Origin of the sequence: Streptomyces sp. NPDC092045, from assembly GCF_044756005.1 — a bacterium.
Classification (GTDB): Bacteria; Actinomycetota; Actinomycetes; order Streptomycetales; family Streptomycetaceae; genus Streptomyces.
The window spans coordinates 37,616-47,451 of the sequence record NZ_JBIVSC010000014.1 but is presented as its reverse complement, the minus strand read 5'-3'; the positions used below and the strand labels follow the sequence as shown (position 1 = coordinate 47,451).

Here is a 9,836-nt window from a genome sequence, read left to right as displayed (position 1 = left end):
GGGCGCCCCCGCGGCGGCCCCCGCGCCTGGCGCGGGGGGGGACCCGGCGGGCGGGCGGGCCCCGGGGCTCTGGGGGGGGCCCGGTGGAGCGCGGCCGGCCCCCCGGCCTCGATCCACCGGGCAGACCCTAAGCGCTTGCTCACCCTCGTTGTATGGTGGTCCGTGCTGACGGGGACCGAGAAGGAGTGTGGGATGAGCGCGGCGGAGGAGACGCCCGGGGGCGAGGACGTGCCCTGGGGCGAGGTCACGCCCGAGGCGGCGCGGCGGCTGCTGGTGGCCGCCGTCGAGGCGTTCGCCGAGCGCGGCTACCACGCCACCACCACCCGGGACATCGCCGGCCGCGCCGGGATGAGCCCGGCCGCGCTCTACATCCACTACAAGACCAAGGAAGAGCTGCTCCACCGGATCAGCCGGATCGGCCACGACAAGGCCCTGGAGATCCTCCGGGCCGCCGGCGGCGGCGGGGGCACGGCGGCCGAGCGGCTCGCCGACGCCGTCCGCTCCTTCGTGCGCTGGCACGCCGAGCGCCACACCACCGCCCGCGTCGTCCAGTACGAGCTGGACGCCCTCGGCCCCGAGCACCGCGCCGAGATCGTGGAGCTGCGCCGCGAGTCCGACGCGGCCGTGCGCCGGATCATCGACGAGGGCGTGGCGGCCGGGGAGTTCGACGTCCCCGACGTGCCCGGCACCACGGTCGCCGTGCTGTCCCTCTGCATCGACGTCTCGCGCTGGTTCAACACCCAGGGCCGCCGGACGCCCGACGAGGTCGGCGCGCTCTACGCCGACCTCGTCCTCAGGATGGTCGGCGCTCAGAAGTAGTAGCGGGAGACCGACTCGGCCACGCAGACCGGCTTCTCGGAGCCCTCGCGCTCCACGGTCACCGCCGCCGTCACCTGCACGCCGCCCGCGACCTCCTCGACCTTCGCCAGGACGGCCGTGGCGCGCAGCCGCGAGCCGACCGGCACGGGGGCCGGGAAGCGCACCTTCTCCGTGCCGTAGTTGATGCCCATCCTCACGCCCTCGACCGCCATGACCTGCGGGACGAACACCGGCAGCAGCGACAGCGTCAGATAGCCGTGCGCGATGGTGGTGCCGAACGGCCCGGCGGCGGCGCGCTCCGGGTCGACGTGGATCCACTGGTGGTCGCCGGTGGCCTCCGCGAAGAGGTCGATCCGCTTCTGGTCGACCTTCAGCCAGTCGCTGGGCCCCAGCTGCTCGCCGACTCCCGCGCGCAGCTCCTCGGCGGAGGTGAAGATCCTCGGCTCGGCCATGTCCCTGCTCCCTCTCGTCACGCCCTTCCCGGGCGCCCCGCACGCTCCGGTCGCGCTGTCCAAGCGCTTGCTCAGCATTGTGGTGCGGGCGGACCGCTGTCAACGCCCGGCCGGACGCCGGGACGGTTCCCGTAGGGTCGCGGGGTGCCGCAGATTCCAGAGAAGATCCACGAGCTCACCGTCGGCCAGCTCTCCGCCCGCAGCGGGGCCGCCGTCTCCGCCCTGCACTTCTACGAGGCCAAGGGGCTCATCAGCAGCCGCCGCACCGGCGGGAACCAGCGCCGCTACGGCCGCGACACCCTCCGCAGGGTCGCCTTCGTCCGGGCCGCGCAGCGGGTCGGGATCCCCCTGGCCACCATCCGCGAGGCGCTCGCCCGGCTCCCCGAGGAGCGCACGCCCACCAACGAGGACTGGGCCCGCCTCTCGGCGGCCTGGCGCACCGAGCTCGACGAGCGCATCCGGCAGCTCGGCCGCCTCCGCGACCACCTGACGGACTGCATCGGCTGCGGCTGCCTCTCCCTGGAGACCTGCGTCCTGTCCAACCCCGACGACGCCTTCGGCGAGCGGATGGCGGGCTCCCGCCTGCTCCCGGTGCGCCGCCCGGCCCCGGAGGACGACGGGGCGTAGGGGGCCGTACGACGGGTGCGTCCACCGCGCGAAGCCGCCCGGGTGCGGAAGCGCCCGCCCCGCGCGGGAACGGGTCGGCCCGGACGCGTGTACGGGGCGCCGCGGGGCCCTTCCGGCCCCGGCGCCCCGGACGGGTCACGCTGCCGACGCCAGCCGCCGGCTCCCGTCGGACCGGGCCCGGGCCAGGGCGCCCGAGGTCAGCACCGCGCGCGGGACGCCCACGCCGCAGTCGGCGCACACCGGCCCGTGCCACGGCTCGTACCGGTCGCCGGGGGCCGCCCACGCGATCCTGGGCCCCGCGCACACCGGGCACGCCTCGCCCGGGCCGCGCTCCAGGGCCGTGATCAGCCGCCGCAGCACCTCCGGCAGCGGGTCCGACGGATGCAGCCCGGGATCGCCGCACCGGACCACGCCGTTGCCGCCCCAGACCCGCCGGTGCCAGTCGTCGAGCGCGCCGAGCCGGCGCAGTCCCTCGTGCTTCTCGCGCCGCCGCCGGGCGGCGAACTCCTCCTCGTACGCGAGCCACACGGCCCGCGCCTCCTCCAGCTCGTCGAGCGCCGCCACGAGCCGTCCCGGGTCGAGCTCCCGGTCCTCCGGTCCGAACCTGTGCCTGCGGCACAGATGGTCCCAGGTCGCGCGGTGCCCGTACGGGGCGAACCGCTCCAGGCACTTGCGCAGGGAGTACCTGCGCAGCGCCGTGTCGCACCCCGGATCGCGCACCTGTCTCGCGAGACTCCGGAAACCGGCCATCTCCCGCCACCTCCGTCGCTGGTCCTTCCGCGGTATCAGAGGGACGAACGGGAAGCCGTCTGTGTTCCATCGAAATGCGGATGGCAGCCATCAGCGGGACGGAAGGGGCCCGTGGGACGGGGCGGAACCACCGCGTCCGGCGGGCTCGCGGAACGTTCCGTTCAGCGCCGGCGGCCCGTCCCCGACGCCGACACCACCACCCGGGCCAGCTCCGGACGGCAGAGGTCGTCGTGCGAGCGGACCACCTCCGCCGTGTCCACGTTCACGCACCCCGCCCCCGGCACCCCCGTGCGCAGGACCGCCGCCAGGCTCCGCGCCACCGTCCCCGGCACCGCCCGCGCCCCGTCGTGCCCGATCGCCCCCCGGCGCGGATCGTCCGCACCGATGGGGCCCGGATCGTCCGCGAGCCGCGACGCCATCGGGTACAGCACCCCGAGCGCCGCGTCGTGCCGCGAGTGGCAGACCACCAGCGGCCCCCTGATCCGCAGTTCGAGGCCCCGCAGCGCCCCGGCCCGTTCGGGCGCGTGCGGCAGCCGCGCCGCGAACGCGTAGTGCGAGAAGGAGCCCTGGAGGAGGGTCACGGAGGCGACCGGCCGCGTCCCGGCGGGCAGCCCCCGCAGCGCGTACGCCACGAGCCGGGCGCCCGCGCCGTGCCCGACGAGGTGGACGCGGAGCCCGGGGGCGGCGCGGGCCACCTCGCCGAGCAGCGGTCCGAGCCCGTGCTCCCCGACGTGCCCGGCCCGCCGCCCGAGGACGTGGTGCGCGGTCTGCCGCAGCGCCTCCCGGGCCCCCCGCCGGTACCGTTCCGGACCCTCCGGGAGATCCGGGTCCAGGGCGTCGGCGAACCGGCCGCACACCTCCACCGGGTCCGCGACCAGGAACGCCGGCACCGGCCCCCCGGCGTCCGCCACGTCCGCCAACTCCCGCAGCAGCGCGCCGAACTCCGCGAACTCCGCCTCCCGCGCCGGTCCCGAGGCGAGGAGGCCGGTGAGCCGCTCCAGGACCGGCTCCTTCTCCGGGAGGACGGTCGCGAGGGCCCGGTGGTCGCGGCCCGGCTCGCCCGTGAACACCGCCGAGGGCCAGACCACCCCCGCGTACCCCGCCTCGACCCCCGGGGCGAGCAGCCCGGGGAAGGGGGCGAAGAAGTCCGAGCAGAGCCGGGTCGCGCCGGACGGGGAACCGTTTCGCCCGTGCGCGAGGAGGAACAGGTCCGAGACCCCCTGCCGGGCCAGCGCGGCGAGCGCCGGCGCCTGCCCCGGCGGACCGTCGCCGTCCTGGTCGAAACAGATCTCCCGGTACGGCTCCACACTCATCCCGGCCACGGCACGACCGTCCCTCCGCTTCGAGGGGGCCGCGGCACCGAGTGCGCCCCGTGCGCGGGCGGCGGCTCCACGGGCAGCATGCCCGCGCACGGCCCCGTCCAGACCCGCGGCGGGGGGTCAGCGCAGCCGGGCCGCCGAGATCCGGGGGAAGTGGATCAGCAGGTCGTACGAGGCGGAGAGCCGGCCGGGCGCGACGTCGCCCTCCCAGGGGTACGCGGTGCCGATGTTCCGTTCCGGCCGGGGCGTCCCGAGCCAGGCGCGCGCCGCCGGGGTCGTCCGCCGCAGGTCCAGGTAGAACGGTTCGGGGGCGACCCGGTCCAGGGTGTGCGCGCCGCTGTCCGGACCGAGCGGGCCGACGGTGAAGACCCGCAGCGGCTCGCCCGGCGCCCCGGTGTCGTGCGCGTGGAAGGACCCCCGCCCGAAGGAGGCGCCCACGCTCACGTAGTCCCGGCCGAGCGCGTCCCGCAGGAAGGCGCCCTGGAGCCGCGGGTACTGCTCCGGGCGGGACGTCACGTACCCCACGTGCCCGTTGTGCGCGGAGAGCAGCATCCGGTGTCCGGTCCTGCGCTGCCACCACACGGTGTTCTCCGCCATGACCCGGTCGCGGTACAGCATCGCCGCCGCGACCCCCTCGGGCGTCGCGAAGTCGTGGGCGTACTCGGTGCCGACCTGGGCGATCGCGCGCGCGTGCTGCACGGCCCAGGCGTGTGCCTCCCGGGCCCCGGCGCCCCCGCCGGGCCGCTGCCGCTCCAGGAGGGCGAGGGCCCGGTCCACGTCGCCGGCCATCCGCCGCCGCTCGGCGAGCGGCCGGTCCAGGTACCCCTTCATCCACTCCTCGACCCCGCCGGCCGGCCGCGACTCCCGGTACAGCTCCCGGAAGCGGGGGAGGAGCGCCGGACGGGTGCGGGAGACGTACGCGGTGACGGCGTCGAAGAGGTTCGGGCCCGCGTATCCGAGGTCGTTGCCCACGAAGCGGACCTGACGGTCGGGGTGGAGGCGGTTGTGCTCCCGCATCCAGCGGAACAGGTCGAGGTACTCCCCGGTGTTCCAGAGGCGGTACGACTCCTGGAACTCGTCCCGCATGATCGCCTCGATGTCGCCCCGGCCGGTGCGCACCCACGCGTCGATCAGGAGCCCCGTGGACCAGCTGGCCTCCAGGGCGAAGGCGGTGAACCCCTTCTCCTCCACCAGGTGTTCGAAGATCCGGTGCTTGGCGGTGAAGAACTCCGCCGAGCTGTGGGTGGCCTCGCCGACGCCGACGACCGTGGCGGAGCCGACCATCCGGTCGAGCGGCCGCAGATCGGCCAGGGGGCGCGCGGAACGGGCGAGTTCGCGCGCCGGGTCGGTGACGGACGCCGGAGCGGTGGTGCCCGGGGGAGCCGCGCCCGCCGGGGCCGGGGCGAGGCCGCCGAGGCAGACGGCGAGCAGCAGCCCGGCGACGGAAAGGCGGCGCCGTAAGGAGGACTTCGGGAAGGTGACGGTACGCATGGGACCAGCGTGGTCGGCGGCGCGCCGCCGGGACATCCCGCCCGCCCCCTTCCCGGCCTCCCGCCCGCCCCCTCGGGACACGGGGGACACCCCCCTTCCCGGGGCGGCCCTCAGCGGTACAGCAGGTACTCCTTCCGCACCGCCCGGAAGGCCTTCAGGTCCGCCTGCCACGCCCCGACGACCTCGTCCGTGTCCGCGCCCGCGTCGATCAGGGTCCGCACCCGGGTCGAGCCGGTCAGCTTGTCGATCCAGTGGTCCGGCCGCCAGGCGAAGCCGGGCCACGAGCCGCGGGCGGTGACCAGGAGCCCGATCCCGGTCCGCACCGGGTCGAAGGACTCCCGGTCGTGGACGTGCAGCTGCACCCCGCCCACCGTCCTCCCCTGGAACTTGGAGAAGGTCGGCGCGAAGTAGGCCTCGCGGAAGCGGACCCCCGGCAGGCCGAGCGCGTTCGCCGCCTCCGCCCACCGGCGGTCGATCCCCTCGGCGCCGAGGAGTTCGAAGGGGCGGGTGGTGCCCCGGCCCTCGGAGAGGTTCGTGCCCTCGAAGAGGCAGGTGCCGGAGTAGACGAGCGCGGTCTCCGGCGTCGGCATGTTCGGGCTCGGCGGCACCCACGGCAGCCCCGTGGAGTCGAAGAAGTCCGTCCGCCGCCACCCCGTCATCCGCACGGTCTCCAGGGCGACGGGCGCCGCCAGGAACTCGCCGTTGAAGAGCAGCGCCAGCTCGGCCACCGTCATGCCGTGCGCCTGCGCGATCGGCTCGCGCCCGACGAAGGTGGCGAACGCCCGGTCCAGGACGGGCCCGAGCGCCGCGCGCCCGGTCACCGGGTTCGGCCGGTCCAGGACCACGAACCGCTTCCCGGCGCGGGCGGCGGCCTCCATGCAGTCGTACAGCGTCCAGATGTAGGTGTAGAAGCGCGCGCCGGCGTCCTGGACGTCGAAGACGACCGTGTCCACGCCCGAGGCGGTGAAGACGTCCGCGAGCGGCTGCCCGCTCTTCAGGTACGTGTCGTAGACGGGCAGTCCGGTCGCCGGGTCGTCGTACCGGCCCTCCGAGCCGCCCGCCTGGGCGGTGCCCCGGAAGCCGTGCTCGGGGCCGAAGACGGCGGTCAGGTCCACCCGCTCGTCGGCGTGCATCACGTCCACGAGGTGGCGGGCGTCCGGGGTCACGCCGGTCGGGTTGGTGACGACGCCGACCCGCTGCCCGGCGAGCGGTGCGTACCCGTCCGCCGCGAGCCGCTCGAAGCCGGTCCGCACCCGGCGCCGCCCGGTCTCCCGCCCCGGAGCCCCCGTCTCCCGGTCCGGCGTCCCGGCGGCGGCGGGGTGCGCGGTCGCCGCCACCGCCCCCAGGGCGCCTCCGGCGGCCAGCAGACTCCGTCGCGACAGACCCATGCGCGCACCTCCTCGATCGCGGCCCCGGCCGGGGCGCATGACATGGGCACGCACGCTAGCGCTCCCGACCGCCCGGGGGAACGAGGCGTGCGGAGGGGTCCTCCTTCCGCCGCCCCTTCCCTCTCCGCATACCGACCGGTTAGTCTGCCGGGGTCGTCGTCCCGGGGAGACCGGACGGACCGGAGAGTCGCGGAGAGGTGGGGCCAGACATGGGCGCGGACACGGGCACGGGCACGGGTGCCGGTACGAGTGCGGACGCGCGCGTCGGCGCGGGCGCCGGGGCGGACCTCCGGGGCGCCGGGGTCGTCGTCACCGGAGCGGGCGGCGGCATCGGCGCCGCCCTCGCCCGCCGCTTCGCCGCCGAGGGCGCCCGCGTCGTCGTCAACGACCTCGACGCCGACCGCACCGGGGCGGTCGCCGCCGAGATCGGCGGCGTCGCCGTCCCCGGCGACGCCTCCGCCGTCGTCGACGAGGCCCGCGCGGCCCTCGGCGGCACCGTCGACGTCTGGTGCGCCAACGCCGGCCTCTCCTCGCCCGGCGACGCCTTCGCCGACGAGGACGTCTGGGCCGCCGCCTGGGACGTCAACGTCATGGCCCACGTCCGCGCGGCCCGCGCCCTGCTCCCGGAGTGGCTGGAGCGCGGCAGCGGCCGTTTCGTCTCCACCGTCTCCGCCGCCGGACTCCTCACCATGATCGGCGCGGCGCCGTACAGCGTCTCCAAGCACGGCGCGTACGCCTTCGCCGAGTGGCTCTCCCTCACCTACCGGCACCGGGGCCTCTCCGTCCACGCCATCTGCCCGCAGGGCGTCCGCACGGACATGCTGACCGCCGCCGGGAGCGCGGGCGAGCTGGTCCTCGCCCCCACCGCCATCGAGCCCGAGGACGTCGCGGACGCCCTGATCGACGCCGTCGCGGCCGACCGCTTCCTCGTGCTGCCCCACCCCGAGGTCGCCGGCTACTACCGCAACCGGGCCACCGACCCCGAGCGCTGGCTCGGCACCATGAACCACGTCCAGCGGACCTGGGAGACGGGCGCCGGTCGGCCGTAGTACCCGGCGGATGGGAAGATCTGTCCGGCGGGAACTCGTTCCCCTGACCGAAAACGATCACGAAGAAGCACGAAGGAAGGCGGCGGAGCATGGCCAGGACGACGGACGGGAGCGGCACCCCCGTCCCCCAGAGGCTCCTCGCCGCCGCCACCCGGCTCTTCGCGGAGCGGGGCTACGACCGCACCTCCGTCCAGGAGATCGTCGAGGCCGCCGGGGTCACCAAGGGCGCCCTCTACCACTACTTCGGCTCCAAGGAGGACCTCCTCCAGGAGGTCTACTCCCGGGTCCTGCGCCTCCAGCAGGAGCGGCTCGACGCCTTCGCCGACGCCGACGCGCCCGTGGAGGAGCGGCTGCGCGACGCCGCCGCCGACGTCGTCGTCACCACCATCGAGAACCTCGACGACGCCTCGATCTTCTTCCGTTCCATGCACCACCTGAGCCCGGAGAAGAACAAGCGGGTGCGGGCCGAGCGCCGCCGCTACCACGAGCGGTTCCGGGCCCTGATCGAGGAGGGCCAGAAGGCCGGGGTGTTCTCCTCCGCGACCCCCGCCGACCTGGTGGTCGACTACCACTTCGGCTCCGTGCACCACCTGTCCACCTGGTACCGCCCGGACGGCCCCCTCAGCCCCCAGCAGGTCGCCGGCCACCTCGCCGACCTGCTGCTCCGGGCCCTGCGCCCCTGACCGCGCCCCCTCCCGGGGGCGCGGCCGGCCGGACGGGTCCTACAGGTACTTCTTCAGCTCCCGGCGCGCGAGCGACCGCTGGTGCACCTCGTCCGGCCCGTCCGCCAGCTTCAGCGTCCGCGCCGCCGCCCACAGCTCGGCCAGCGGGAAGTCCTGCGACACCCCGCCCGCGCCGTGCGCCTGCACCGCCTTGTCGATGATGTCGACGACCGCGCGCGGGGTCGCGATCTTGATGGCCTGGATCTCGGTGTGCGCGCCCCGGTTGCCGACGGTGTCCATCAGCCAGGCCGTCTTGAGGACCAGCAGCCGCAGCTGCTCGATGGTCACCCGGGCGTCCGCGATCCAGTTCTGCACGACGCCCTGCTGGGCGAGCGCCTTGCCGAAGGCGGTGCGGGAGACCGCGCGCCGGCACATCAGTTCCACGGCCCGCTCCGCCATGCCGATCAGCCGCATGCAGTGGTGGATGCGGCCGGGGCCGAGCCGGGCCTGCGCGATGGCGAAGCCGCCGCCCTCCTCGCCGACCAGGTTCGCGGCCGGGACGCGCACGCCGTCGAAGACCACCTCGGCGTGGCCGCCGTGGTAGTGGTCCTCGTACCCGTACACCCGCATCGCGCGCCGCACCTCGACGCCCGGGGTGTCGCGCGGCACGAGGACCATCGACTGCTGGCGGCGCGGGTCGGTGCCGTCGGGGTCGGTCTTGCCCATGACGATGAAGACCGCGCAGTCGGGGTTCATCGCCCCCGAGATGTACCACTTGCGCCCGTCGATCACGTACGAGTCGCCGTCCCGCCGGATCCGGGTCTCGATGTTGGTGGCGTCGGAGGAGGCGACGTCGGGTTCGGTCATCGCGAACGCCGAGCGGATCTCGCCCGAGAGGAGCGGCTCCAGCCACTGCTTCCTCTGCGCCTCGTCGCCGAACTCGGCGAGCAGCTCCATGTTCCCGGTGTCCGGGGCCGCGCAGTTGAGGGCGGTCGGGGCGAGCTGCGGGCTGCGGCCGGTGATCTCGGCGAGCGGCGCGTACTGGAGGTTCGTCAGCCCCGCCCCGTACTCCACGTCCGGAAGGAAAAGGTTCCACAGGCCCTGCCGCTTGGCCTCGGCCTTCAGCTCCTCGACCACCGCCGGGGTGTCCCACGGGGAGGCGAGCAGGGCCCGCTGCTCCTCGGCGACGGCCTCGGCGGGGTACACGTGCCCGTCCATGAAGGCGAGGAGCTTCGCGCGGAGCTCCTCGGTGCGCGCGTCGTAGGCGAAGTCCATGGGG

Annotated in this window: 10 protein-coding genes; 4 read left to right on the top strand and 6 right to left on the bottom strand. The window is 75.3% G+C overall.

Going from position 1 to position 9,836, the window contains the following annotated elements; all coding sequences use genetic code 11:
* Positions 1-192 precede the first annotated feature (192 nt).
* On the top strand, positions 193-819 hold the full coding sequence (locus tag ACIQKA_RS25515; RefSeq protein WP_383155111.1) for a TetR/AcrR family transcriptional regulator: 627 nt from the start codon (positions 193-195) through the stop codon (positions 817-819).
* Here ACIQKA_RS25515 and ACIQKA_RS25510 read toward each other — a convergent pair.
* Complete coding sequence (locus ACIQKA_RS25510; RefSeq protein WP_391096054.1) at positions 810-1,271, bottom strand: MaoC/PaaZ C-terminal domain-containing protein; 462 nt, start codon at positions 1,269-1,271, stop codon at positions 810-812. The genes ACIQKA_RS25515 and ACIQKA_RS25510 overlap by 10 nt on opposite strands.
* Before the next feature lie 144 nt (positions 1,272-1,415).
* On the opposite strand from ACIQKA_RS25510, the gene soxR reads away from it, so the two are divergent.
* On the top strand, positions 1,416-1,898 hold the full coding sequence (gene soxR, locus ACIQKA_RS25505; RefSeq protein ID WP_383155109.1) for a redox-sensitive transcriptional activator SoxR: 483 nt from the start codon (positions 1,416-1,418) through the stop codon (positions 1,896-1,898).
* Between the two features lie 135 nt (positions 1,899-2,033).
* Here soxR and ACIQKA_RS25500 read toward each other — a convergent pair whose 3' ends face one another.
* The 4 genes from ACIQKA_RS25500 to ACIQKA_RS25485 all read right to left on the bottom strand — a co-directional run bounded on the left by ACIQKA_RS25500 (position 2,034) and on the right by ACIQKA_RS25485 (position 6,846).
* Positions 2,034-2,648 carry a hypothetical protein gene (locus ACIQKA_RS25500; protein WP_383155107.1) on the bottom strand — a complete coding sequence of 205 codons (615 nt, stop codon included), beginning with the start codon at positions 2,646-2,648 and terminating at the stop codon, positions 2,034-2,036.
* A gap of 161 nt (positions 2,649-2,809) precedes the next feature.
* Positions 2,810-3,961: a serine-threonine protein kinase gene (locus ACIQKA_RS25495; RefSeq protein ID WP_402542482.1), complete on the bottom strand. Its 1,152-nt coding sequence runs from the start codon at positions 3,959-3,961 to the stop codon at positions 2,810-2,812.
* Positions 3,962-4,087: 126 nt separating this feature from the next.
* Complete coding sequence (locus ACIQKA_RS25490; protein WP_391096059.1) at positions 4,088-5,458, bottom strand: erythromycin esterase family protein; 1,371 nt, start codon at positions 5,456-5,458, stop codon at positions 4,088-4,090.
* A 110-nt stretch (positions 5,459-5,568) separates the two neighbouring features.
* On the bottom strand, positions 5,569-6,846 hold the full coding sequence (locus tag ACIQKA_RS25485) for an exo-beta-N-acetylmuramidase NamZ domain-containing protein (RefSeq protein WP_391096060.1): 1,278 nt from the start codon (positions 6,844-6,846) through the stop codon (positions 5,569-5,571).
* 209 nt (positions 6,847-7,055) lie between these two features.
* Here ACIQKA_RS25485 and ACIQKA_RS25480 point away from each other — a divergent pair, with 209 nt between their 5' ends.
* Entirely contained in the window at positions 7,056-7,895 is an 840-nt protein-coding gene (locus ACIQKA_RS25480) for an SDR family oxidoreductase (protein ID WP_383437194.1), read from the top strand.
* Between the two features lie 89 nt (positions 7,896-7,984).
* On the top strand, positions 7,985-8,578 hold the full coding sequence (locus ACIQKA_RS25475) for a TetR/AcrR family transcriptional regulator (RefSeq protein WP_376235049.1): 594 nt from the start codon (positions 7,985-7,987) through the stop codon (positions 8,576-8,578).
* 39 nt (positions 8,579-8,617) lie between these two features.
* Here the strand turns inward: ACIQKA_RS25475 and ACIQKA_RS25470 are convergent, their stop codons facing one another.
* The gene (locus ACIQKA_RS25470) at positions 8,618-9,832 is read right to left on the bottom strand and encodes an acyl-CoA dehydrogenase family protein (RefSeq protein WP_383155094.1); all 1,215 of its coding nucleotides are present in this window, start codon (positions 9,830-9,832) and stop codon (positions 8,618-8,620) included.
* Positions 9,833-9,836: the final 4 nt, after the last annotated feature.

What these genes read in the sequence shown, in the direction of transcription:
- ACIQKA_RS25515 (WP_383155111.1), top strand. Translation starts at nt 193, where the DNA reads ATGAGCGCGGCGGAGGAGACGCCCGGGGGCGAGGACGTGCCCTGGGGC.
- ACIQKA_RS25510 (WP_391096054.1), bottom strand. Translation starts at nt 1,271, where the DNA reads ATGGCCGAGCCGAGGATCTTCACCTCCGCCGAGGAGCTGCGCGCGGGA.
- ACIQKA_RS25500 (WP_383155107.1), bottom strand. Translation starts at nt 2,648, where the DNA reads ATGGCCGGTTTCCGGAGTCTCGCGAGACAGGTGCGCGATCCGGGGTGC.
- ACIQKA_RS25495 (WP_402542482.1), bottom strand. Translation starts at nt 3,961, where the DNA reads ATGAGTGTGGAGCCGTACCGGGAGATCTGTTTCGACCAGGACGGCGAC.
- ACIQKA_RS25490 (WP_391096059.1), bottom strand. Translation starts at nt 5,458, where the DNA reads ATGCGTACCGTCACCTTCCCGAAGTCCTCCTTACGGCGCCGCCTTTCC.
- ACIQKA_RS25485 (WP_391096060.1), bottom strand. Translation starts at nt 6,846, where the DNA reads ATGGGTCTGTCGCGACGGAGTCTGCTGGCCGCCGGAGGCGCCCTGGGG.
- ACIQKA_RS25480 (WP_383437194.1), top strand. Translation starts at nt 7,056, where the DNA reads ATGGGCGCGGACACGGGCACGGGCACGGGTGCCGGTACGAGTGCGGAC.
- ACIQKA_RS25475 (WP_376235049.1), top strand. Translation starts at nt 7,985, where the DNA reads ATGGCCAGGACGACGGACGGGAGCGGCACCCCCGTCCCCCAGAGGCTC.
- ACIQKA_RS25470 (WP_383155094.1), bottom strand. Translation starts at nt 9,832, where the DNA reads ATGGACTTCGCCTACGACGCGCGCACCGAGGAGCTCCGCGCGAAGCTC.